This is a genomic window from Pseudomonas benzenivorans (assembly GCF_033547155.1).
GTDB classification, from domain to species: Bacteria; Pseudomonadota; Gammaproteobacteria; order Pseudomonadales; family Pseudomonadaceae; genus Aquipseudomonas; species Aquipseudomonas benzenivorans_B.
Genome location: NZ_CP137892.1, coordinates 59,533 through 80,903 on the forward strand (window position 1 = coordinate 59,533; position 21,371 = coordinate 80,903).

22 protein-coding genes are annotated in these 21,371 nt (G+C 67.2%); 3 read left to right on the plus strand and 19 right to left on the minus strand.

Annotation, left to right across the window (positions count from 1 at the left end; all coding sequences use genetic code 11):
• Positions 1-14 precede the first annotated feature (14 nt).
• Positions 15-647: an FMN-binding negative transcriptional regulator gene (locus SBP02_RS00285; RefSeq protein ID WP_318644400.1), complete on the minus strand. Its 633-nt coding sequence runs from the start codon at positions 645-647 to the stop codon at positions 15-17.
• Between the two features lie 190 nt (positions 648-837).
• Between SBP02_RS00285 and SBP02_RS00290 the strand changes: the two genes are divergently transcribed.
• Complete coding sequence (locus SBP02_RS00290) at positions 838-1,827, plus strand: NAD-dependent epimerase/dehydratase family protein (protein WP_318644401.1); 990 nt, start codon at positions 838-840, stop codon at positions 1,825-1,827.
• Here SBP02_RS00290 and SBP02_RS00295 read toward each other — a convergent pair.
• The 4 genes from SBP02_RS00295 to SBP02_RS00310 form a co-directional block, all read right to left on the minus strand.
• On the minus strand, positions 1,824-2,204 hold the full coding sequence (locus tag SBP02_RS00295) for a MerR family transcriptional regulator (protein WP_318644402.1): 381 nt from the start codon (positions 2,202-2,204) through the stop codon (positions 1,824-1,826). The two genes, SBP02_RS00290 and SBP02_RS00295, sit on opposite strands and share 4 nt — an antisense overlap.
• A 91-nt stretch (positions 2,205-2,295) precedes the next feature.
• On the minus strand, positions 2,296-3,051 hold the full coding sequence (locus tag SBP02_RS00300) for a substrate-binding periplasmic protein (RefSeq protein WP_318644403.1): 756 nt from the start codon (positions 3,049-3,051) through the stop codon (positions 2,296-2,298).
• A 103-nt stretch (positions 3,052-3,154) separates the two neighbouring features.
• Positions 3,155-3,334, minus strand: a complete 180-nt coding sequence (locus SBP02_RS00305) for a hypothetical protein (RefSeq protein ID WP_318644405.1) — start codon at positions 3,332-3,334, stop codon at positions 3,155-3,157.
• Between the two features lie 308 nt (positions 3,335-3,642).
• Entirely contained in the window at positions 3,643-5,067 is a 1,425-nt protein-coding gene (locus SBP02_RS00310; RefSeq protein WP_318644406.1) for an aspartate ammonia-lyase, read from the minus strand.
• Between the two features lie 254 nt (positions 5,068-5,321).
• Here SBP02_RS00310 and SBP02_RS00315 point away from each other — a divergent pair, with 254 nt between their 5' ends.
• Entirely contained in the window at positions 5,322-6,227 is a 906-nt protein-coding gene (locus tag SBP02_RS00315) for a LysR substrate-binding domain-containing protein (RefSeq protein WP_318644407.1), read from the plus strand.
• Positions 6,228-6,246: 19 nt separating this feature from the next.
• On the opposite strand, the gene SBP02_RS00320 is transcribed toward SBP02_RS00315, so the two are convergent.
• The 5 genes from SBP02_RS00320 to SBP02_RS00340 all read right to left on the minus strand — a co-directional run bounded on the left by SBP02_RS00320 (position 6,247) and on the right by SBP02_RS00340 (position 11,555).
• Positions 6,247-7,359 carry a polyamine ABC transporter substrate-binding protein gene (locus SBP02_RS00320; RefSeq protein WP_318644408.1) on the minus strand — a complete coding sequence of 371 codons (1,113 nt, stop codon included), beginning with the start codon at positions 7,357-7,359 and terminating at the stop codon, positions 6,247-6,249.
• A gap of 95 nt (positions 7,360-7,454) precedes the next feature.
• A complete protein-coding gene (locus SBP02_RS00325) occupies positions 7,455-8,483 on the minus strand; it encodes a histone deacetylase family protein (RefSeq protein ID WP_318644409.1) in 1,029 nt (342 codons plus the stop codon).
• Positions 8,484-8,800: 317 nt separating this feature from the next.
• Positions 8,801-9,793: an AraC family transcriptional regulator gene (locus SBP02_RS00330; protein WP_318644410.1), complete on the minus strand. Its 993-nt coding sequence runs from the start codon at positions 9,791-9,793 to the stop codon at positions 8,801-8,803.
• Positions 9,794-9,900: 107 nt separating this feature from the next.
• On the minus strand, positions 9,901-10,695 hold the full coding sequence (locus SBP02_RS00335; protein WP_318644411.1) for an acyl-CoA thioesterase: 795 nt from the start codon (positions 10,693-10,695) through the stop codon (positions 9,901-9,903).
• Positions 10,696-10,709: 14 nt separating this feature from the next.
• A complete protein-coding gene (locus SBP02_RS00340) occupies positions 10,710-11,555 on the minus strand; it encodes an alpha/beta hydrolase family protein (RefSeq protein ID WP_318644413.1) in 846 nt (281 codons plus the stop codon).
• A 156-nt stretch (positions 11,556-11,711) separates the two neighbouring features.
• On the opposite strand from SBP02_RS00340, the gene SBP02_RS00345 reads away from it, so the two are divergent.
• Entirely contained in the window at positions 11,712-12,704 is a 993-nt protein-coding gene (locus SBP02_RS00345) for a GlxA family transcriptional regulator (protein ID WP_318644414.1), read from the plus strand.
• Positions 12,705-12,713: 9 nt separating this feature from the next.
• Here the strand turns inward: SBP02_RS00345 and SBP02_RS00350 are convergent, their stop codons facing one another.
• The 9 genes from SBP02_RS00350 to SBP02_RS00390 all read right to left on the minus strand — a co-directional run bounded on the left by SBP02_RS00350 (position 12,714) and on the right by SBP02_RS00390 (position 21,342).
• On the minus strand, positions 12,714-14,036 hold the full coding sequence (locus tag SBP02_RS00350; protein ID WP_404824349.1) for a two-component response regulator AauR: 1,323 nt from the start codon (positions 14,034-14,036) through the stop codon (positions 12,714-12,716).
• Positions 14,029-15,954, minus strand: coding sequence for a sensor histidine kinase (locus tag SBP02_RS00355; protein ID WP_318644415.1), 1,926 nt, complete (start codon positions 15,952-15,954; stop codon positions 14,029-14,031). The genes SBP02_RS00350 and SBP02_RS00355 overlap by 8 nt, the downstream gene beginning before the upstream one ends.
• A gap of 71 nt (positions 15,955-16,025) precedes the next feature.
• Positions 16,026-16,760 (minus strand): amino acid ABC transporter ATP-binding protein, encoded by a 735-nt coding sequence (locus SBP02_RS00360; RefSeq protein WP_318644416.1) that lies wholly within the window; start codon positions 16,758-16,760, stop codon positions 16,026-16,028.
• Positions 16,757-17,425, minus strand: a complete 669-nt coding sequence (locus tag SBP02_RS00365; RefSeq protein ID WP_318644417.1) for an amino acid ABC transporter permease — start codon at positions 17,423-17,425, stop codon at positions 16,757-16,759. Before SBP02_RS00365 ends, SBP02_RS00360 begins: the two co-directional genes overlap by 4 nt.
• Entirely contained in the window at positions 17,422-18,168 is a 747-nt protein-coding gene (locus SBP02_RS00370) for an amino acid ABC transporter permease (RefSeq protein WP_318644418.1), read from the minus strand. Before SBP02_RS00370 ends, SBP02_RS00365 begins: the two co-directional genes overlap by 4 nt.
• A 240-nt stretch (positions 18,169-18,408) precedes the next feature.
• Positions 18,409-19,323 (minus strand): glutamate/aspartate ABC transporter substrate-binding protein, encoded by a 915-nt coding sequence (locus SBP02_RS00375; RefSeq protein ID WP_318644419.1) that lies wholly within the window; start codon positions 19,321-19,323, stop codon positions 18,409-18,411.
• 465 nt (positions 19,324-19,788) lie between these two features.
• Positions 19,789-20,148, minus strand: a complete 360-nt coding sequence (locus SBP02_RS00380; protein ID WP_318644420.1) for a VOC family protein — start codon at positions 20,146-20,148, stop codon at positions 19,789-19,791.
• Between the two features lie 27 nt (positions 20,149-20,175).
• Positions 20,176-20,646 (minus strand): hypothetical protein, encoded by a 471-nt coding sequence (locus SBP02_RS00385; protein ID WP_318644421.1) that lies wholly within the window; start codon positions 20,644-20,646, stop codon positions 20,176-20,178.
• A gap of 99 nt (positions 20,647-20,745) precedes the next feature.
• Positions 20,746-21,342, minus strand: a complete 597-nt coding sequence (locus tag SBP02_RS00390; protein WP_318644422.1) for a hypothetical protein — start codon at positions 21,340-21,342, stop codon at positions 20,746-20,748.
• Positions 21,343-21,371: the final 29 nt, after the last annotated feature.

Sequence of the window (21,371 nt, forward strand, 5' to 3'; positions counted from 1 at the left end):
CTCCTTGGCTTGGGTTATGCGGGGGCAGACATGCGCGCGGCCAGTTCGCGGTCACGGGCGTCCGGGCTGGCGCTGAGGCCCGCGCGCGCGCCCGCTTGGTCGGCGGCACTGCGGTTCTGGCCGAGCTTCCATTTGCCTTCCAGGCGGCGGATCGGCAGGGCGAAACCGACGATGGCGCGCAGCATCGCGTCGATATAGTCGCGCGGCGCCTCGCCGACCGACCAGGGCTGGGCGCGGCCGGCTTCGTGGCGCTCGCTGAGGCGGCCGACCAGGTCCAGCAGGCGCTCGGCGTCGTCGAACACCTCGGCCTGGCCGTAGGCGTGCACGGCGATGTAGTTCCAGGTCGGCACCACCTTGCCGTGCTCGGCCTTGGCCGGGTACCAGGACGGGCTGACGTAGGCGTCCGGGCCGTTGCAGATCACCAGGGTTTCGCCGGCGGCGGCCAGCGCCCGCCACTGCGGATTGGCCCGGGCGAAATGGCCGTAGAGGGTGCCGAACTCGCCTTCCTCGGCTACCAGCAGCAGCGGCAGGTGGCTGGCCTGCAGGCCGTCCGGGCCCTGGCTGACGACCGTGGCCAGGCGCGCCTCGGCGATCTGTCGGTGCAGGGTGGCGAGGTCGTTCTGGTCGAAGGCGGTGGGCGTATACATGAGCGGCTCCTGAGCTAATGGGCTCATGCTAGGTCGAAGATGGGGCGGGGGTTAGCATCACTTGCCGAAAAAATCACCGCCTCAGTTGCGCGGCCTGCCCCTGTGCCCGTGAGGCTTGACTCTGCCCCTAGGGGCAGACTGTAGCGTGGTCACCGCCATCCACCACAGGTCTGCAGGGCAGGGAGAGACAATGGGCCAACTGAATCTGGTCACGGGCGCCAACGGGCATCTCGGCAACACGCTGGTCAGGGCGCTGCTGACGCGCGGCGAACGCGTGCGGGCCGGGGTGCGAGACATCGACAACCCTGCACCCTTCGTCGGGCTGGACTGCGATCGGGTCTACGCCGAGCTGCAGGACAAGGCCGCCCTGCGCAAGGCGCTGGAGGGCGTGGACGTGCTCTATCAGGTGGCGGCCGTGTTCCGCCACTGGGCCCGCGACCCGCAGACGGAGATTATCGAACCGAACGTCCGGGGCACCCGTCTGCTGCTGGAGGCTGCCGCCGAGGCGGGGGTCAAGCGCATCGTCTATGTCAGCTCGGTGGCTGCGGTGGGGCATACCGGCCAGCCGCTGGACGAAACGCATTGGAGCGACGAGACGGACAACGCCTATTACCTGTCCAAGATCCTTTCCGAACAGGTCGCCTGGGAAGTGGCGCGGGCGCATGGCCTGTGGATGGTGAGCGTGTTGCCGTCGGCGATGATCGGCCCGAATGCGGGCCGGTTGACCGACACCATGAACTTCCTCGACGCGGTGCAGCAGCGTCGGGTGCCGCTGGACCCAAATTTTCATTTCAACTTCGTCGATGTGCGCGATGTTGCCGAGGGCATGATCCAGGCCGCGGTCAAAGGGCGTTCCGGCGAGCGCTATATCCTCGCCAACCGGCATTCGTCTCCGCTGGCGGCGCTGATCGACGCGGCCAATAGTGTCATGCCCGGCTATCGCCTGCCGGCGCGGGCGCCACGCTGGCTGTTGCTAGGACTGGCCTGGCTGCAGGAGCGATGGGCGCAGCTGACCGGCCAGCCGGCCGAGCTGTTGGTCAGCCAGGTGCGGCTGTTCTACGGCGTGCGCCAGGAATACCGCATTGCCAAGGCCGAGGCGGAGCTGGGCTATCGCCCCAGAACAGCGGAACAGGCGCTGCGCGAGGCCTTCGGCTACCTGCAAGCCCGGGGGGCGGTCTAGAGGGTGAAGTCCGCGTCGGCCGGCTCGGCAAACAGCTGGTCGATCTCGGCCTGCAGCATCACCAGGCGGGCGTCCAGTGTTCGGAGGGCGGCGATCTCGGCTTGAATCTGCGCGCGCTTGGCGGCGATGCCCTGATGGGCGATGTCCAGTGGAAACCATTGCCGGCGATTCTTTTCCTCGATCAGCGGCGCCATTTCCGCCAGCTTGAAACCCGAGGCCTGCGCCGCGCGGATCAGCCGGACAATGGTCAGGTGGTGCTCGGTATAGACCCGGTATTTGCCCTGGCGGGCAGGGGCGGAGAGCAGGCCGAGCTGCTCATACAGGCGGATGGCCTTGGGGGTGCAGCCGGTCAGTGCGGCGACCTTGCCGATGTACATGGCGGACTCCAGTGTGCGTGCCGGTGCTGGCCGTCAATTCTAAGGCCACCTGTGGTACGCCGTCAGCCTTCAGCCGGAGCCCGGTGAGGGCTCAGCACAGCTCGGGATTCTTCGCGCAGCTGCCGTAGCCTTCGGCGCGCATCTGCTCCAGCGCCGCCTGCAGGCGCTCGACCACCTCGTCCGGGGTGTTCTTGTTCAGCGCCAGGTACAGCTGCGAGGTCTCGAAGCTCAGGGCGGTGCGCAGGCCGCTGGCGCCCTGCTGCTTGGCGTAGTGACGCCAGACCGGGTCGGAGGTGGCCCAGAGGTCGATCTGGCCGCGCTGCAGCTTGCGGATATTTTCCTGGTCGCGCAGGGCGTTCAGCGGGGCAAAGCCCAGACGCTCCAGGTACTGGCTGACCGCGGCGCTCTGGTAGGCGCCGATGCGATAGGCCTTGGCCTGCTCCAGGGTCGCCGGCCGTGGGCCGCCGTGTTCGAGGCCGACCAGCACGCTCTGGTACTGCGCGATCGGCCCGACCCACCTGAACAGCGGCTTGCGTGCCTCGCTCAGCGAGGTGGAGAACAGGCCGTGGTTGGGCGTGGTCATCGCCTGCTTGTAGATGCGGTCCCAGGGGAAGCGCAGGGTCAGGCTGTAGCGGATGTCGGCGCGCCTGAACATCTCGCGCACGATGTCGGCGCTGATGCCCCGGATGTTCGCGTCGCGGGCGAAGTTCTTGTCGTTCGCCGCCATGTTGAACGGCGGGAAGTTTTCGGTCAGCAGCACCACCCGGTAGTCGCGCGGCAGTTCGGCGTGGGCGAGGGTGCTCAGCAGCAGGCCGAGCAGCAGACAAAGCGGGGCATGGCGGCGCATGGTCGATCACTCCTGAATGGCCCAGTCTCTCGCGCCGGCATCGGGCCGCGCGGAGCCTGGGACGCAACGAGACCCGCCCGGGGCAATTCCGGGCGGCGGCGGTTCAGCGGTGCTGCAGGGCGTTGGCGGGCGGCTGGTAGGCCGCGCGTGGCGCCGGGTCAGCAGCGCGTCGCCGGAGCCGCAGTACCAGGGCGGCTACCGGCAGCCAGAAGAGCGCACCCAGGCCGATCAGCGTGATGAGTGGCAACTGGGTCAGGAGCAGGTCGTTGAGCAGGTCCAGCATGATGTCTCTCCCACTGTTGTTATGGTTCGAGGGATATCGGGATAGGCCAATGCGACGCCGCCCGGGTAGGGCGGCACCGGCTTCGCTGGCGGGTGGCCTAGGCTGGCAGGGATTGCCTGACAGCCGGCGGAGAGAGACGACGCGAGTCGATCGATTTCATGGAGTCACCCTGTGTGATTATTTTTTGGTAAGCCCGCGCCGCGTGATAGCGACGTGTTGGCCGCCGGCTCCATCCGGCTGTGCGACCGCGCCGGTTAGGCGCAGCCGCCCCGCACGGCCTTGTGCGGGTGTTGCTCGGGGGCAGTGGCTCAGGCCTGCAGCGGCACCAGGCGCGGGGCGATCATGTTCTCCGGGCGGAGGATCTCGGCCAGTTCGGCCTCGTCCAGCAGCTTCTCCTCGCGCACCAGCTCCAGCACGCCGCGGCCGCTGTCCAGGGCCAGCTTGGCGATGCGCGTGGCGTTCTCGTAGCCGATGTAGGGGTTGAGCGCGGTGATCAGGCCGATGGAGTTCTCCATCAGAGCCCGGCAGTGCGCCTCGTTGGCGGTGATGCCGTCGATGCACAGCTCGCGCAGCATGTCCATGGCGCGGGTCAGCAGGCGGATCGAGTCGAAGATCTTGTAGGCGATCAAGGGCTCCATGACGTTGAGCTGCAGCTGGCCGCCCTCGGCCGCCATGGTCAGCGCCAGGTCGTTGCCGATCACCTCGAAGGCCACCTGGTTGACCGCCTCGGGGATCACCGGGTTGACCTTGCCGGGCATGATCGAGCTGCCCGGCTGGCGCGGCGGCAGGTTGATCTCGTTGATGCCGGTGCGCGGGCCGCTGGACAGCAGGCGCAGGTCGTTGCAGATCTTCGACAGCTTGACCGCGGTGCGCTTGAGCATGCCGGAGAACAGCACGAAGGCGCCCATATCCGAGGTGGCCTCGATCAGGTCGGCGGCCGGGGTCAGCGGGTGGCCGCTGATGATGGCCAGGCGCTTGACCGCCAGGGCCTGGTACTTCGGGTCGGCGTTGATCCCGGTGCCGATGGCGGTGCCGCCCAGGTTGACCTCGGTGAGCAGGGTCGGGGCGAGCAGCTTGAGGTGCTGCAGGTCCTCGCCCAGGGTGGTGGCGAAGGCGCGGAACTCCTGGCCCAGGGTCATGGGCACGGCGTCCTGCAGCTGGGTGCGGCCCATCTTCAGCACGTGGTCGAACTTCAGGCCCTTGCTGGCCAGGGACTGGATCAGCTTGTCCAGCGCGCCGAGCAGGCTGTCGTGGCCCAGCAGCAGGCCGAGGCGGATGGCGGTCGGGTAGGCGTCGTTGGTCGACTGCGCCATGTTCACGTCGTTGTTCGGGTGCAGGTGCTGGTACTCGCCCTTCTCATGGCCCATGGCCTCCAGCGCGATGTTGGCGATGACCTCGTTGGCGTTCATGTTGGTCGAGGTACCGGCGCCGCCCTGGATCATGTCGACCACGAACTGCTCGTGGAACTCGCCCTGGATGATGCGCGCGCAGGCGGTGCTGATCGCCGTGTGCTTGGCCGCCGAGAGGTGGCCCAGTTCGCGGTTGGCGTCGGCCGAGGCCTGCTTGACCATGGCCAGACCGACCACCAGCTTGGGGTAGTGCGCCAGGGGCACGCCGGACAGGCGGAAGTTGTTGACGGCGCGCAGGGTCTGGATGCCGTAGTAGGCATCGGCGGGGACTTCGAGGGTACCGAGCAGGTCTTTTTCGACGCGAAAGGATGCAGCAGCGGACATGATGACGTGAGTCTCTGGGATAGGCGGCGCAGGCCGCGATGCCTTCTAGACTAAGGGCTGCACCCTTGCGCCGGCCAATGCTGTTAAGCGCTGGGGTATGCATAATCGGCATAATGTGGACGTGACGCCGAAGTGCCGGCGGGCGTAGGGTGGATGACGCTTTAGCCATCCACCACAACCGAGGGTGGCCGATTCGGTGGATGCAAAGGGCGTCACCCACCCTACGTATGGCGCGCAATAGCAAGGGATATCCCATGAACCTGGAAACCAAATGGCTGGAGGACTTCGTCGCCCTGGCCGCCACCCGCAGCTTTTCCCAGGCGGCGTCGAGGCGCCACGTCACCCAGCCGGCCTTCAGCCGGCGGATCAAGGCGCTGGAGCAGATGCTCGGCCTGACCCTGGTCAACCGCGCCTGCACCCCGGTGGAACTGACCGAGGCCGGTCAGCTATTCCTGGTCACCGCGCGCAGCCTGGTCGAGCAGTTCGGCGAGGTGGTGCGCCACCTGCACAACCTCGAGGGCAAGCAGGGCGAGGTGCTGCAGATAGTCGCCGCCCACTCGCTGACCCTGGGCTTCTTCCCCGAGTGGATCGCCCGTCTGCGCCGCGAGGGCCTGCCACTGAACACCCGGCTGGTGGCGACCAACGTCGGCGAGGCGGTGCACTCGCTGCGCGAAGGCAGCTGCGACCTGATCCTCGCCTACTACGACCCGGACGCCTCTCTGCAGATGGACCCGGAGATCTTCCCCTCGCTGCACCTGGGCGCCACCGCCATGCTGCCGGTGTGCGCGGTGGACGAGGGCGGCCGGCCGCTGTACGACCTCGACAGTGGCCAGAGCGTGCCGCTGCTGGCCTATACCGCCGGGGCCTTCCTCGGCCGTTCGGTGAACCTGCTGCTGCGCCAGCGCGCCCTGCGCTCGACCACGGTGTACGAGACGGCCATGGCCGACAGTTTGAAGAGCATGGCCCTGCAGGGCATGGGGGTGGCCTGGGTGCCGCGCCTGTCGGTGACCGCCGAGCTGGCCCGCGGCGAGCTGGCGGTGTGCGGCGACGAGCAGTGGCAGACGCCGCTGGAGATCCGCCTGTACCGCTGCGCCCTGGTGCGCAAGGCGGCGGTGCGCCTGCTCTGGCGCAAGCTGGAAAGCGGCGGGCTGGGGCGCTGAGCGCCCCGGGGCTTGACCTTCAGGTCCCCGACTTGATCCGGGTCCAGGCGCGGGTGCGCAGGCGCTCGGCCTTCTGCGGCAGCGGCTTGAGCACGTACAGGGTCTTCTGCGCCTCGGCGGTCGGCGTCAGGTCGGGGTTGTCGCGGATTTCCGCGCTGACCAGTGGCATCGAGCTCTTGTTCGGGTTCGGGTAGCCGAGGAAGGTGCTGATCGGCGCCACCACCTGCGGGTCGAGCAGGTTGTTGAGGAACTCGTGGGCCTCCTCGACGTTCTGCGCGCTGGCCGGGATGGCGAAGGAGTCGAACCACAGCGGCGCGCCTTCCTTGGGCAGGCGCCAGTCGATGACCACGCCGTTGCCGGCTTCCTTGGCGCGGTTGGCGAACTGGTAGAAGCTGCCCGAGTAACCGACGGCCACGCAGATGTTGCCGTTGGCGATGTCGGTCATGTACTTGGCCGAGTGGAAGTAGCGCACGTGCGGGCGGATCTTCAGCAGCAGTTCGGTGGCCTTGTCGTAGTCCTCGCGCCGGGTGCTGGCCGGGTCCAGGCCCAGGTAGTGCAGGGCGATCGGCAGCATCTCGCTCGGCGAGTCGAGCAGGGTCACCCCGCACTGGGCCAGCTTGGCGGCGTTCTCCTCCTTGAAGATCAGATCCCAGCTGTTCACCGGGGCGTCTTCGCCGAGGGCGGCCTTGACCTGGTCCGGGTTGAAGCCGAGCAGCACGGTGCCGTACATGTAGGGCACCGCATGCTCGTTGCCGGGGTCGTTGGCGGTCATCAGCTGCAGCAGGCCGGGATCCAGGTGCCGCCAGTTGGGCAGCTTGGCCTTGTCCAGCTTCTGGAACACCCCGGCGCGGATCTGGGTGTCGAGGAAGGTATTGGACGGCACCACCAGGTCGTAGCCGGAGTTGCCGGTGAGCAGCTTGGCCTCCAGGGCCTCGTTGGTGTCGAACAGGTCCCAGGTCAGCTGGATGCCGGATTTCTCCTGAAACTCCTTGGGCACCGAGGGCAGCATGTAGTCGGCCCAGTTGTACACGCGCAGCTCGCGCGGCTTGTCGGCGGCCAGGGCCTGGCCGAGGCCGCCGAGCAGGGCGCCGGCGCAGAGGCCGGCGGTCAGGGTGCGGGTGAGTCTGTTCATCAGGGCTACTCCATTCTTGTAGTGAGTTAACGCTGTGTTGGGGGGTGGCTGGATAGAGCGCCATCCACCCGACGAACCGAATTCTTGGACCAGGCTCAGGCGCCCTCGAAACCTTCCAGCACATTCACCGCATTCACGCCGATCGCCTCCACCGCGTAGCCGCCTTCCATGACGAACAGGGTCGGCAGGCCGAGGGCGGCGATGCGCTGGCCCATGCGCAGGTAGTCCGGGCTGTCGAGCTTGAACTGGGAGATCGGATCGTCCTTGAAGGTGTCCACCCCCAGCGACACCACCAGCACCTCGGCGCCGGATTCGGCGATGCGCCGGCAGGCCTGTTCCAGGGCCGCGCGCCAGGTCGCCCAGTCGCTGCCGGCCGGCAGCGGGTAGTTGAAGTTGCAGCCCTCGCCGGTGCCTTCGCCGCACTCGTCGGCGTGGCCGAGGAAGAACGGGAACTCCGCCGCCGGGTCGCCGTGGATCGAGGCCACCACCACGTCGCCGCGTGGGTAGAAGATCGACTGGGTGCCGTTGCCGTGGTGGTAGTCGACGTCGAGGATCGCCACCTTGGCGCGGCCCTGGTCGAGGAAGGCCTGGGCGGCGATGGCGGCGTTGTTCAGGTAGCAGTAGCCGCCCATCACCTCGGCGGCGGCGTGGTGGCCCGGCGGCCGGCACAGGGCGAAGGCGCTGTGGGCGCCGGCGGCGATCTCGGCCTGGGCGCTGAGGGCCACCTGGGCGGCGCTGTAGGCCGCCTGCCAGGTGCCGGCGGTGATCGGCGCGCCGGCGTCGAAGCTGTAGTAGCCGAGTTGGCCGTGCAGGCTGGTCGGCAGCAGCTGGCGCAGGGTGCGTGCCGGCCAGGTGTAGGGCAGCAGGTCGCCCTGGCCGCCCTGGGCCTGCCAGCGGGCCCAGGCGCCTTCGAGGAAGTCCAGGTAGGCCGCCGAGTGGATGCGCGCCAGCGGCGCGCGGCCGAAGTCCCTGGGGGCGCGGACCTCGCCGAGTTCGCGCTCCTTGACCCGTGCGAGGATATGGTCGGCGCGCTGCGGTTTCTCGAAGCAGGGCAGCAGCTGGCCGTCGATCAGCTCGCAGCTGCCGTGGTGCAGGTGATGGTCGTCGCTGTAGTAGGTCAGCATGTGCAGGGAGGCTCCCAGGTTGTCGTTGTGGGAGTCATTGTTCGCCCCAGGAGGCGAGTGGAGAACGCTGGCAACGGCCAATAGGGGATCGAAGTGGCCAAATTTGCCGGCCGCCGCAGTCGGGGTAGGGTGGGTTAGCGGCACTGAACGCCTGATGCAAAGCCGGCAACGCCAATCGGGTGCCGCGTAACCCGCCGGATCGCCGCTCGCCTCGCCGCCCATGGTGGGTTACGGCGCAGCAAAGATTGATGGGACGGCAAGCAACCTGGACAGGCACCTAACCCACCCTACGCACTGCCTATCGGGCGGTGGGTTACTTACGCACGAAAACGGCTCGGCGCGACTCCGCTCCAGCGCTGGAAGGCATGGCGGAAGCTGGCGCTCTCGCTGAAGCCCAGCGCCTCGGCGATCCGGCAGATCGGCCAGTCCTCCTGGCCGAGCAGGGCCTTGGCGCGCTCGAAGCGCAGCTCGTCGAGCAGTTCCTGATAGTGGGTGCCGAGCTCCTGCAGGTGGCGGCGCAGGGTGCGCGGCGAGCAGTGCATCTGCTGCGCCAACTGCTCCAGGCCCGGCGGCTCGGCCAGTTGGCTGGCCAGAGCCTCGCGCACCCGCTGCAGCCATTGCTGGCGCGTGGTGAACTCGACGTTCTGCTTGCGGCAGCGTTCGAGCATGTCCTGGTGGGTCACCGGGTCGGCCAGCGGCAGGCGCCGCTGCAGCCATTCGACGGGGAAGGCGAAGGCATTGCGAGGGGCGTCGAACTGCAGCGGGCAGGGAAAGCTGGCCGCGTAGCGCGCGACGTAGTCGGGCCTGGCGTGCTGGAACTGTGCCGCGGCCAGGGGCAGCGAGCGACCGAGCAGCTCGTCGCAGACTAGCCTGAGCGAGGCGAGGCACATCTCCACGTTGAAGCGCTCCAGCGCCGCGTCATGGCGGTAGTCGGCGGCGCCGACCCAGGCCAGTTCGCCCTCGACGCTCAGTTCCAGCTTGAAATAGGTGCCCAGCAGCGCCGGGTACTGCAGCAGCAGGCGCCAGGCGTCACCGAAGGTGGCAGCCGACAGCGCGGCGTAACCGAGCAGGCCGTAGGACGACACATGCAGGCGCCGGCCCAGCGCCAGGCCGAGGTCGGCGCGCCGCTCCAGGGCATTGGCACACACCTGCAACTCCTGGGTGCGGGTGATGCGCCGCTCGCCGCTGGCCAGCTCGGCGGGGCGGATGCCGCTGCCGGCCAGCAGGGTCTCGGCCTGCTCGGGCCGTTCGGCGAGCAGCTCGAGGATCAGGGCAACCACGTGCAGGGTGGTCAGGTGGGCATGCAGCATCGGTGGCGTCCGCGGTCTTCTGGTGGCCGACTGTCGGCAAGAAGCGAGCAAGAAGCATACCGCGAATGTCGACGACCCCACGGTCGGGCGTGGCGGAGGGTGGCCGCTTAGGCGAAGACGCTGACGGTCTGGCGGCTGACCAGCGCCGTGTGGCCGTGGCGGTCCCACAGGGTGGCATCGATATGGCTGTAGCCGTTGGCGGCATGCTGGATGTCGGCCAGGTACTGCCACCAGTCGCCGCCCGAGCAGGCCTCGGGGCGCTCGACGAAGCCGAGGCTCCAGGTCAGGGTGCTGCCGGCGGCCGGGGCCTTGAGCAGGCTGAATACCGCCGGCGGCCAGGCATCCAGCAGGCACAGCAGTTCGGCCACCCCGGCCGCCTGGTCGCCCGGCTCGCGCAGGCGAATCCAGCCGCCCAGGTGGGGCTCCCGGCCGCCCATAAAGGGCATCGTGCCGACCGCATAACGGTAGTCGAAGTGCTGGGTGAAGTCCGGCGTCAGCCCGGGGATAAAGGGAAACTGCGTTGCGGCTTCTGGGCTCTTGGTGGTCGGTGCGTTCATGGCCGCCACGCTCACGGCCGAGGCACGGTCACCGCCGAAGCTGGCCAGCATCACCACGCAGGGCTGATCGTCTTGATAGGCCGTGGCCTGCACCTGGGTCGCCGCCTTGCCTTCGCGCAGCACCCTGACCTGCACCTCCAGGGCGCCGGGTGCCACCGGGGCGACGAACGAAACCATCAGCGAGCGCAGCGCCCGCTCGGCGGCCACCCGCGGGCGGATCTTCTCGAACAGGCAGGCGGCCAGCAGGCCGCCGAAGGTGGCCCGGCCCTGGCCCCAGTGCTCGGGAATCTGCACCTGGCTGGGGGATGAGGCGCAGGCGGCGTGCAGCAGGTCGGCAAAATTCATGGGCAGTCCTCTGGTTAGGCGATGGCGTGGTTATGGGGGTGGCCCTGAGCGGCCAGATGGCTGTCGAGGAAGGCGCTCACCCGCTGCGTGTAGGCCTCGGGCTGCGCCGCATAGGCCAGGGTGTGCTGGGCCCCCGGCACCTGCCAGAACTCGCTATGGGTGGCCTGGGCCAGGGCCTGGTGCAGCTGCCGGCCGTCCCGCACCGGGGTGTAGGGGTCGTCCTCGCCGTAGATCAGCAGCAGGGGCGGCTGGCCCACCAGCCGGGTGGCGGCATGGAGCGGGCGCAGGCGCCGCTCGCCGGCCGGATAGAGCAGCCTGGACAACTGGATGCCGAGCCGGGGGATGGGGTAGCGGCGCCAGAAGTGCAGCAGGGTCGGAAAGGCCGACTCGAGCACCGCGGCCTTGAACGGATGCCCCGCCTCGGCCAGGGCGCAGAGGCTCATGGCCGCGCCCATGGAGGCGCCGAGCAGCGCCAGCGGCAGCTGCGGATAGCGGGTCTGCAGGGCCTGTCCGGCGGCCAGCACGTCCAGGGGGTAGTCCATGGTGGTGGAGCTGCTCTCGCCGAAGCCGTTGAGGTCGAACAGCATCACGTGATAACCGGCCCGGCGCAGCAGCTCGGCGTGGCCCTGTTTCAGCCAGAAGCCCTTGGCCGCGGTGCCCATGGGGTGGGCCAGTAGCACCGCGCCCTTGGCCTCGGGCGTATGGGCCTCGGCCAGCAGGGCGGCCAGGCGGGCGCCCGAGCCGCTGGCAATGCTCAGGCGCTGCCAGGGGCCCTGGTCGATACCCTCCGGCCAGCGCCAGGGCCGCATGAAACGGCCGAAGAAGGGTTTTTTGAACAGTCGATAGGCTGTATGTTTCATCGCCGCGCTCCTCTTGGACTATGGTACGAAGTCGCCGTGGCGGCGCCTCCCATCTCCTGGTGGGGCGCCATGCTAGGCAGCGGGCGACGGGCTCACCATGGGTGAAAATGACGAAAAGCGTGCGAAAAGCGCGGTTAGGGGATGGGGGAGATTGAAATGAGGGTGACGGTTCTGATGGCCGATCGCTGCTCGGCCACCAGCGTATCGGCGGCCCTGGAGTTCCTCGAGTGCGCCAACGTGTTGCACCGGTTCGCCACCGGTGGTGCCGGCGCCGCCCCCTTCGAGGTGCAGAGCGTGTCCATCGACGGCGCGCCGGTGACCTGCACCGGTGGCCTGCGCCTGACGCCGCACAAGGCCCTGGCCGAGGTCGGGGACAGCGACCTGATCATAGTGCCGGGCTTTATGTTCAACATCCTCGCGGTACTGCCCGAGATGGGCCCGGTGTGCGCCTGGCTGCGCCATCACCATGGCCGCAACGGCTATATCGCCAGCATGTGCACCGGCACCTTCGTCACCGCCCAGGCCGGCCTGCTGGACGGCAAGCGCGCCACCACCCACTGGATCTTCGCCGAGCAGTTCGCCCGGCACTTCCCGCGGGTGCGGTTGCAGGCCGAGCGCACGGTGACCGACGACGGCCTGCTGCTCTGTTCGGCCGGCTCGACCACCGGCAGCGACCTGCTGCTGCACATCATCCGCCGCTTCGCCTCGCCCCAGCTGGCCGCCGAGTGCTCGAAGAAACTCTTGGTCGACAGCGCCGAGCGCAGCCAGACGCCCTACATGAGCGGCCCGTTCGACAAGAGCCACCAGGACCAGGAGGTGCTGAAGGTGCAGATCTGGCTGGAGAAGCACCTGGCCGAGCCCATCGCCCTGGAGCAGGTCGCCGAGCGCTTCGCCCTGACCCCGCGCAGCCTGATCCGGCGCTTCAAGGACGCCACCGGGCAGACCCCCGGGCAGTACCTGCAGAACCTGCGCATCGAGCGGGCCAAGCACCTGCTGGAGGGCGGGCAGGAGAACTTCGAGCGCATCACCCAGCAGGTGGGCTACGAGGACGGCAGCTCCTTCCGCCGCCTGTTCAAGCAGCGGGTCGGCATTGCGCCGGGCGCCTACCGGCAGCGCTTCAACAGCCAGCAGCGCGGCGGCGAGCGCTAGCCCGCCAGCCTATAGGCCGTACTTCTTCACCTTGTCGAACAGGGTGGTCTTGGCCATGCCCAGGGCCTGGCTGGCCTGGCTGAGGTTGCCGGCGTGGCGCGCCAGGGCGTCGCCCAGCAGGCTGCGCTCGAAGGCCTCCACCGCCTCGGCGAAGCTCGGCCCGCCGGCGTCCGCGGTCGGGCCGCTGTGCTTGAAGGCCGGCAGGCCGAGGGCGAAGCGCTCGGCGACGTTGCGCAGCTCGCGCACGTTGCCCGGCCAGTCGTGAGCCATCAGCGCGGCCAGGGTGTGGCGGTCCGGTTCCGGCGCCGGGCGGTCGAAGCGCAGCGCGGCCAGCTGCAGGAAGTGCTCGAACAGCAGGCCGATGTCCTCGCGCCGCTCGCGCAGCGGCGGCAGCTCCAGGCTGACCACGTTGAGCCGGTAGTAGAGGTCGCTGCGGAACTGCCCGGCACGGCCGAGGGCGTCGAGGTCGGCCTTGGTCGCGGCGATCACCCGGCAGTCCACGGCGATCGGCTGGTTCGAGCCCAGGCGCTCCAGGCTGTGCTCCTGCAGCACCCGCAGCAGCTTGATCTGCAGGTTCAGCGGCATGCTCTCGATCTCGTCGAGGAACAGGCTGCCGCCGTCGGCGTGCTCGATCTTGCCGATGCGCCGCTTGCCGGCGCCGGTGAAGGCGTGGGCCTCGTGGCCGAAGATCTCGCTCTCGAACAGGTTCTCCGGCAGGCCGCCGCAGTTGAGGGCGACGAACTCTTTGCGCGAGCGCCGGCTGAAGTCGTGCAGGCAGCGCGCCACCAGCTCCTTGCCGGTGCCGGTCTCGCCCTCGATCAGCACGTTGGCGCCGGTATCGGCGACGTTGACGATCAGCTCGCGCAGGCGCTGCATGGCCGGCGAGCGGCCGATCAGGCGCTGCTCCAGGGCCTGGCGCCCGGCCAGCCGGCGACGCAGCTCGCCAACCTCGCGGGCCAGGCCGCGCTGCTCGAGGGCGCGGCGGCAGACCTCGACCAGACGCTCGGGGGAGAAGGGCTTCTCGATGAAGTCGTAGGCGCCGTCGCGCATCGCGCCGACCGCCATGGCGATGTCGCCGTGGCCGGTGATCAGCACCACCGGCAGGCTCGGATCGCGGCGCTTGAGCTCGCTCAGCAGTTGCAGGCCGTCCAGGCCCGGCAGGCGGATGTCGCTGACCACTATGCCGGGAAAATCCGCGCCGACCCGCGCCAGGGCCTGCTCGGCGCTGCCCAGGCCCTCGCTGGGGATGTCTTCCAGGGCCAGGGCCTGCTGGCAGCCGAGCAGGACATGGGGGTCGTCTTCGACGATCAGGACGCTGAGGGCTTCAGCCATGGGGTTGCTGCTCCAGTGGGGCACCGGTGAACGAGGCCAGGCTGAGGATAAAGGCCGTGCCGCCTTCGTCCGGGTGGCGCACGCCGAGGCTGCCGCCGGCGGCGGCGGCCAGGCTGGCCGACAGGGTCAGGCCCAGGCCCAGGCCCTGCTCGCCCGGCTTGGTGGTGAAGAAGGGTTCGAACAGGTGGCCGCGCAGCGCCGGGTCGATGCCCGGGCCGTTGTCGCGCACTTCCAGCTGGTAGCGGGCGCCGACCAGGGCGCCGCTGAGCCACAGGCGCCGGTCGCGCTGCCGGGCCATGGCGTCCAGGGCGTTGCCGATCAGGTTGACCAGGATCTGTTCCAGGCGGGTCTGGTCGATGGCCAGACGCAGCGGCTCCTGGCCCGGCTCCGGGCCATAGTCGCGTTCGACGATCAGGGGCGTGCGCTGCAGGCGCGGGTGCAACAGCATCAGCGCCGCCTCCACCGCCTTGTCCAGGTCGGCCTGGCCGTGGTCGTCCGAGCGGCGGGCGAAGGCGCGCAGGCTGGCGGTGATCTTGCCCATGCGGTCGACCAGCTCGGCGATGGTCTGCAGGTTGCTGCCGGCCACGTCCAGGGCGCCGCGCTGGAGGAAGCGCACGGTGTTGCCGGACAGGGTGCGCAGGGCCGCCAGCGGCTGGTTGAGTTCGTGGGCGATGCTGGTGGACATCTGCCCGATCACCGCCAGCTTGCCGGCCTGGACCAGTTCGTCCTGGGTCTTGCGCAGGTGGGCCTCGGTCTGCCGGCGCTCGCCGATCTCGGCCTTGAGCCGCTCGTTGCTGGCGCGCAGGGAGCGGGTGCGGTCGGCGATGCGTCGTTCCAGCTGGCTGTTGGCCTGCTCCAGGGCCTCGCGGGCGGCCAGGCGGGTGGCGATCACCTTGCGCCGCTGGTTCAGCGCCAGGCCGAGGAAGATCAGCAGGGCGCAGGCCACGCCCGCCAGCAGGGCGTGGCCGATGGCCGTGCGGCGCTGGTCGCGCAGCGGGGTGAGCAGGGTCAGGTGCCAGGGGGTGTCGTCCAGGGCGCGGCTCTGCTGCAGGTAGTTGACCGCCTCGGCGGCCTGGTCGGGACCGGCGGCGGCGAAGCTGACCTGCTCGATGCCCTCGCCCAGGCTCTGGCGCGCCAGGGGCTGCAACTCCTCCAGGGCCACCCAGTGGTACTGCAGGCTGCGCGCCAGGCGCTCGCGGGTGTTCGGGCCCAGGGGGTAGACGGCCTTGAGCCGGCGCGCCGGGTCGCTTGCGAGGATGATGATGCCGTTCTCGTCGCTGACGTAGGCCTCCAGGCGGGCGCGCTGCCAGCGCTGTTCGAGGGCATCCAGGCGCACCTTGACCACCGCCACGCCGATGATCCTCTCGCCCTGCTTGAGGCCGTGGGCCAGGTAGTAGCCGGGTTCTCCGGTGGTGCTGCCGATGCCGTAGAAGCGGCCCGGGCGGCCGGCCATGGCGTCCTGGAAATAGGCGCGGAACGCCAGGTCCTCGCCGAGGAAGCTGCTCGGTTCGCGCCAGTTGCTGGTGGCCAGCACCCGGCCCTCGGTGTCCAGCACGTAGGTGGCCAGGCTGCCGCTGCGCTGGTTGAGCCCCTCGAGGTAGTCGTTGACCCGCTGGCGGCGGTAATTACTGGGGGTCTGCAGCAGGCGACGGACGTCGTCGTTGAGCTCCAGCAGGCTGGGCAGGTAGGTGTACTTGGTGATCTCGCTTTCCACCGCCCGGGCGTTGAGCTCCAGCTGGCGCTCGCCGTTCTCGGCCAGGGCGCGGATGCCCACCCCCTCGCTGATGCGGTAGCCGGCGTAGCCACAGGCGAGCACCAGGGCCAGCAGCAGGAGCGGCAACAGCAGATGGCGGGTCAGACGCGGCTTCACGGTCAGGGCGGGCGGCATGGCGCCAAGGCAGGCGGGAGGGCATTGCATCACAGTCGTCCGGGGCTGACCAGTTGCGGCGGGCGAGCGGTTCCCGCGTAAGCCGCGGGAACCGCCGGCTGCTAGTGCTGGAGGATCTTGGCGAGGAATTGCTGGGCCCGCTCGGAACGGGCATTGATGTCGCCGAAGAACTCGTCCTTGGGGCAGTCCTCGACGATCTTGCCGGCGTCCATGAAGATCACCCGGTCGGCGACCTTGCGGGCGAAGCCCATCTCGTGGGTCACGCACATCATGGTCATGCCCTCGTTGGCCAGCTGCACCATGACGTCGAGCACCTCGTTGACCATCTCCGGGTCCAGGGCCGAGGTGGGCTCGTCGAACAGCATCACCACCGGGTCCATGGCCAGGGCGCGGGCGATGGCCACGCGCTGCTGCTGGCCGCCGGACAGCTGGCCGGGGTGCTTGTGCGCATGGGCGCCCAGGCCGACCCGCTCGAGCAGGGCCAGGCCCTTCTCGGTGGCCTCGGCCTTGCTGCGGCCGAGCACCTTGACCTGGGCGATGGTCAGGTTCTCGGTGATCGACAGGTGGGGGAACAGCTCGAAGTGCTGGAACACCATGCCGACGCGCGAGCGCAGCTTGGGCAGGTCGGTCTTGCGGTCGGCGACCGAGGTGGCGTCGACCACGATGTCGCCCTTCTGGAAGGGCTCCAGGGCGTTGACGCACTTGATCAGGGTCGACTTGCCCGAGCCGGACGGCCCGCACACCACCACCACCTCGCCCTTCTTCACCTCGGTGCTGCAGTCGCTGAGCACCTGGAAATCCCCGTACCACTTGTTGACGTTCTGGATAGAGATCATACGGCTAACCTTTTTTGCAGATGCTTGACCAGCAGCGAGGCGGAGAAGCTGACGATGAAGTAGACCAGGCCGGCGAAGATCAGGAACTCATGGGCCTGGCCGATGATGTCGCCGCGCGAGCGGGCGGCGTTGAGGAAGTCCATCAGGCCCACGGTGTAGACCAGCGAGGTGTCCTGGAACAGGATGATGCTCTGCTGCAGCAGCAGCGGGGTCATCTTGCGGAACGCCTGGGGCAGGATGATCAGGCGCATGCTCTGGGCGTAGGTCATGCCCAGGGCGCTGGCCGCGCCCATCTGGCCCTTGGGAATGGCCTGGATGCCGGCGCGCACGATCTCGCAGAAGTAGGCCGCCTCGAACATGATGAAGGCCACCAGGCAGGAGCTGAAGGCGCCCACCGGGGTGTCCTCGCCGGTGATCCAGCGCAGGATGAAGGGCACCGCGAAGTAGAACCAGGTGATCACCAGCAGCAGCGGGATGGAACGGAAGTAGTTGACGTAGGTGGCGGCGAAGTTGGCCAGCAGGCGGTTCGGCGACAGCCGCAGCAGCGCCAGCAGGGTGCCCAGCAGCACGCCGCCGAGCACGCCCAAGGCCATCAGCTTGAGGGTCATCCACATGCCGTCGGCCAGGCCCGGCAGGGCCGGGATGATCGCGGAAAAGTCCATCACTTGCCTCCTACGGCGATCAGCCCGGGGACCGCGACCTTCTTCTCCACCACCCGCATCAGCTGCATCAGCGTCATGTTCAGGGTGAAGTAGATCAGCGTGGCCAGGGTGAAGGCCTCGAACAGGTTGGCGCTGAACTCGGCGGTCTGCTTGGTCTGCGCCAGCAGCTCCATCAGGCCGATCAGCGAGGCCACCGAGGAGTTCTTGAAGATGTTGAGAAACTCACTGGTCAGCGGCGGGATGACAATGCGCAGCGCCTGGGGCAGCAGCACGTTGCGGTAGATCTGCGGCAGGCGCAGGCCCATGGCATAGCCGGCGGCGGTCTGGCCCTTGGGCAGCGCCTGGATGCCGGTGCGCACCTGCTCGCAGACCCGCGCGGCGGTGAACAGGCCCAGGCACAGGACCACGCTCAGGTAGGCCGAGGTGGCGGGCGACAGGTCCTGCTTGAACCACAGCTCCAGCGGCTCGGGCAGCAGGTCCGGCACCAGGAAGTACCAGAGAAACAGCTGTACCAGCAGCGGCACGTTACGGAACACCTCCACATAGGCGGTGGCGATGCCGGCCAGCACGCGGTTCGGCACGGTGCGCAGCACGCCCAGCAGCGTGCCCAGCAGCAGGGCGATGACCCAGCCGACCAGGGCGATGGCGATGGTCCAGCCCAGGCCGGTGAAGAACCAGTCCAGGTAGATCTCGCTGCCGATGCCGGTGGACTTGAAGAAGATGCCCCAGTCCCAGTTGTAATTCATATGGGTAAAACCTCGGGTGTCGCCAGATTCAGCCGCCGGGTCGCCGGCCTTTGCAGGCATTGGCGGCTGCATCCAAAACAGTCGGTTGGAGGGGGCAGGGCAAGCGCGGGCCTGCCCCGTCCGCGGTTGGCGGACGTGCCCCTGATCCATTCGGGTGGTAGCTGGGAGTGGGCCGCGCAGGGCCCTGGGCTCCCGGTTCCCCGCCGGCGCACCCCTCGTGAGGGCGCCCCGGCGTCACCGTCACAGCTGCTCGGCAGACTTGTCGGTGGGGTTGGCGATGAGCTTCTTCAGCTCCGCGCTCATGGGGAAGTTGAGGTTCAGGCCCTTCGGCGGGATGGGCTGCATGAACCACTTGTCGTAGATGGCGCTGACTTCGCCGGACTGGTAGGTGGCGGTGATGGCGCCGTCGACCAGCGCCTTGAACGCCGGGTCGCCCTTGCGCACCATGCAGCCGTAGATCTCGAACGACTGCGGGGTGCCGACCACGGCCCAGTCGGCCGGCTGCTTGGCCTTGGCCATCTCGCCGTAGAGCAGGGCGTCGTCCATCATGAAGGCCACCGCGCGGCCGGACTCGAGCATCAGGAAGGACTCGCCATGGTCCTTGGCCGAGATGATGTTCATGCCCATCTGTTTCTCGGCGTTCATGCTCTTGAGCAGGCGCTCGGAGGTGGTGCCGGCGGTGGTCACCACGTTCTTGCCGGCCAGGTCGGCGAAGTCGGCGATGCCCGAGCTCTTCTTGGTCAGCAGGCGGGTGCCCACCTCGAAGATGCCCACGGAGAAGTCCACCTGCTGCTGGCGTTCGACATTGTTGGTGGTGGAGCCGCACTCCAGGTCGACGGTGCCGTTCTGCACCAGCGGGATGCGGGTCTGCGAGGTCACCAGGTTGTAGCGCACCTTGAGGTCCGGCAGCTCCAGCTTCTGCTTGATCGCCTCGACCACCTTCAGCTGCAGGTCATGGGAGAAGCCCACCGGCTGCTGCGGGCTGTCGCCGAAGTAGGAGAAGGGGATGGAGGCGTCGCGGTGGCCCAGGACGATGGTGCCGGACTCCTTGATCTTCTTCAGGGTGCCGGTCAGTTCCTCGGCCAGCGCCGGGGCGCTGAGCAGGCCGGCGGTCAGGGCGATGGCGACTGCGCGGGAAAGCGTGCTCTTGATCATGTGGATTCTCACTGTTGTTGTTATCGGGCCGGGCGACGGGCTGCCCGGCGGCTAAGGCGTTGGCTTGCCTGCAGTGAGTTAGAGCAGGGAGCGTGCCAGCTGCATTGCCGGCCTTTTTGTCAATATAAGTCATTGAATATAAAGGAAAAATATCTTTGCTTGGCGACTGAGACCGAGGTGCCGTGTTCGCCATGGCGAACGCGGGCGCTGGGCGCATTCGGAAAACCGAACGGTGCGGGAGGGACAGGCTGCGGTGTCAGCCGCGTAGGGTGGAAAACGGCGAAGCCTTTCCACCGGGGCATCGAGGCCACTCGCCGGTTGATCGTCATCCGATTTCGGCGCTTACCGCGCCTTTAGGCTTCCCCCGAGGGAGCGAAACCCGAATCTATGCCCGACGCAGTGAGTCGGCAGAACAGGGGGAGGGGGCGCACAGTTCGGCTTCACCATCAGATGGGCAAAGGAACGTCAGGCGCCGATATCGCTCCACACCGCGAACTCATTGCCGCTGGGTTCGATGAAGTGAAAGCGCCGACCGCCGGGGAAGGCGAAGATGGCCTTGCTGATCCGCCCGCCGGCCCGCTCGACCTTGGCCTGGGTTTCCTCCAGGGCGCCGCTGTAGAACACCAGCAGGGCGCTGCCCTCGTCCTGCACCGCGCACAGCTCGGACTTGAAGAAACCGCCATCCAGCCCCTGATCGGCAAACGCCGTGTACTCGGGGCCGTAATCGGTGAAGACCCAGCCGAACGCGGCCTCGAAGAAGGCCTTGGTCGCGGCCAGGTCCTTGGCCGGGAGTTCGACGTAGTTGAGTTTTCCGTGCTGGTTCATAAGTGTGCTCCTTTCGACTCTTGAACCTCAGTTTCGCGCTTTTCCGGCTTCCAGAATCGGCAAACCGGCCTCGGTCGGTATATAGATGCGCTCGCCCTTGCCGTCCTGCAGTCCCTTGATCCAGATATACCGCAAGTATTCCTCGTTGTGTTTCAGGGATTCGCCGATGATCCGGTTGGCCTCGGCCGCCGCCTTCGCGCGCTCGATATCGGCCGCCCCTTCGGCTTTCGCCTGAACAATCTTAGCCTTCCCCTCCGCCTCGGCGAGGGTGACTCGGGCCTTGGCCTGCATCAGCGCCGCCTGCTCGCGGGCCTTGGCTTCCTCGATCAGAATCTGCTTCGACCACTCGGCCTCTTTCAGCGCGGCCTGACCGTTGAGCTGCATCTTGTAGACGTTGTATTTGGGCCAGGCCCAGAGCGCCAGGGCGATAGCGATAAACCCGGCGATTACCAGAAAAGCCAGCGTTCCAAAGGCCAAGGCTTGCCTGTTTTGGTACATCCAGTACTCCGTTTATATGGGAAGTTTAGGAGAGATTGTGGGGCAAATAAATTTTCCCCTATTTGTGGTTTTTGCTTTTGGATCGACAAATGAGGCTCGTCATCTTAATGTCCTGACTTTGTAATATAGCCGCCATACGTGCCATGTTATTTGGTTCCAGCGCTCTAGGCGAGTCTGTGTTAATTGCCGGTACTCTGTTCTTACCGACTTTAAGATGGCCGCGTAGGGATCTTCAACGTGCTCATCATCAAATGGCTCGCAAGAGTTATCGTTCAATGTTTTTAAGGATATGTATTGTTGCTTAACTCGCTCTGGTGTTGTGTTCTGAGCATCGTGCCATAATTTTCTGATGTGTGGTGAGAAGTGAGATAAGTTTTCTCCAATATACTTAAAGATATAATCTAGCTTTTCTTGGACTTCGCCAATTTCGATACAAAAAACAGGTGATTGGTTGTGTTCTAGTATAGGGGTCCATAATTCTTTGCTTAAAGCATCATGAAAACTCTGATGCTCATCGCGGACCAATGTGCAAAATTTGCCTCTTTCTTCTTCGTTCTGAAATTTATCTGGGATATCAAAGCCGATTCCAAAAAATTGGGCCATGTTGTGAGATTTGCTGTGTTCCCTGACTGCCATTTCTAGGTCTTTGTCAGATGACTCATATTCGCGTTTTTTGATATTGTTGTATTCGTACATTAACAGCCACTCGCTAGTGCTATATACTT

Coding starts and splice junctions, on each gene's coding strand:
- SBP02_RS00290 (WP_318644401.1), top strand. CDS start 838: ATGGGCCAACTGAATCTGGTCACGGGCGCCAACGGGCATCTCGGCAAC.
- SBP02_RS00305 (WP_318644405.1), bottom strand. CDS start 3,334: ATGCTGGACCTGCTCAACGACCTGCTCCTGACCCAGTTGCCACTCATC.
- SBP02_RS00355 (WP_318644415.1), bottom strand. CDS start 15,954: ATGCAATGCCCTCCCGCCTGCCTTGGCGCCATGCCGCCCGCCCTGACC.
- SBP02_RS00360 (WP_318644416.1), bottom strand. CDS start 16,760: ATGATCTCTATCCAGAACGTCAACAAGTGGTACGGGGATTTCCAGGTG.
- SBP02_RS00295 (WP_318644402.1), bottom strand. CDS start 2,204: ATGTACATCGGCAAGGTCGCCGCACTGACCGGCTGCACCCCCAAGGCC.
- SBP02_RS00350 (WP_404824349.1), bottom strand. CDS start 14,036: ATGGCTGAAGCCCTCAGCGTCCTGATCGTCGAAGACGACCCCCATGTC.
- SBP02_RS00320 (WP_318644408.1), bottom strand. CDS start 7,359: ATGAACAGACTCACCCGCACCCTGACCGCCGGCCTCTGCGCCGGCGCC.
- SBP02_RS00330 (WP_318644410.1), bottom strand. CDS start 9,793: ATGCTGCATGCCCACCTGACCACCCTGCACGTGGTTGCCCTGATCCTC.
- SBP02_RS00310 (WP_318644406.1), bottom strand. CDS start 5,067: ATGTCCGCTGCTGCATCCTTTCGCGTCGAAAAAGACCTGCTCGGTACC.
- SBP02_RS00325 (WP_318644409.1), bottom strand. CDS start 8,483: ATGCTGACCTACTACAGCGACGACCATCACCTGCACCACGGCAGCTGC.
- SBP02_RS00340 (WP_318644413.1), bottom strand. CDS start 11,555: ATGAAACATACAGCCTATCGACTGTTCAAAAAACCCTTCTTCGGCCGT.
- SBP02_RS00345 (WP_318644414.1), top strand. CDS start 11,712: ATGAGGGTGACGGTTCTGATGGCCGATCGCTGCTCGGCCACCAGCGTA.
- SBP02_RS00380 (WP_318644420.1), bottom strand. CDS start 20,148: ATGAACCAGCACGGAAAACTCAACTACGTCGAACTCCCGGCCAAGGAC.
- SBP02_RS00315 (WP_318644407.1), top strand. CDS start 5,322: ATGAACCTGGAAACCAAATGGCTGGAGGACTTCGTCGCCCTGGCCGCC.
- SBP02_RS00335 (WP_318644411.1), bottom strand. CDS start 10,695: ATGAATTTTGCCGACCTGCTGCACGCCGCCTGCGCCTCATCCCCCAGC.
- SBP02_RS00370 (WP_318644418.1), bottom strand. CDS start 18,168: ATGAATTACAACTGGGACTGGGGCATCTTCTTCAAGTCCACCGGCATC.
- SBP02_RS00375 (WP_318644419.1), bottom strand. CDS start 19,323: ATGATCAAGAGCACGCTTTCCCGCGCAGTCGCCATCGCCCTGACCGCC.
- SBP02_RS00300 (WP_318644403.1), bottom strand. CDS start 3,051: ATGCGCCGCCATGCCCCGCTTTGTCTGCTGCTCGGCCTGCTGCTGAGC.
- SBP02_RS00390 (WP_318644422.1), bottom strand. CDS start 21,342: ATGTACGAATACAACAATATCAAAAAACGCGAATATGAGTCATCTGAC.
- SBP02_RS00385 (WP_318644421.1), bottom strand. CDS start 20,646: ATGTACCAAAACAGGCAAGCCTTGGCCTTTGGAACGCTGGCTTTTCTG.
- SBP02_RS00285 (WP_318644400.1), bottom strand. CDS start 647: ATGTATACGCCCACCGCCTTCGACCAGAACGACCTCGCCACCCTGCAC.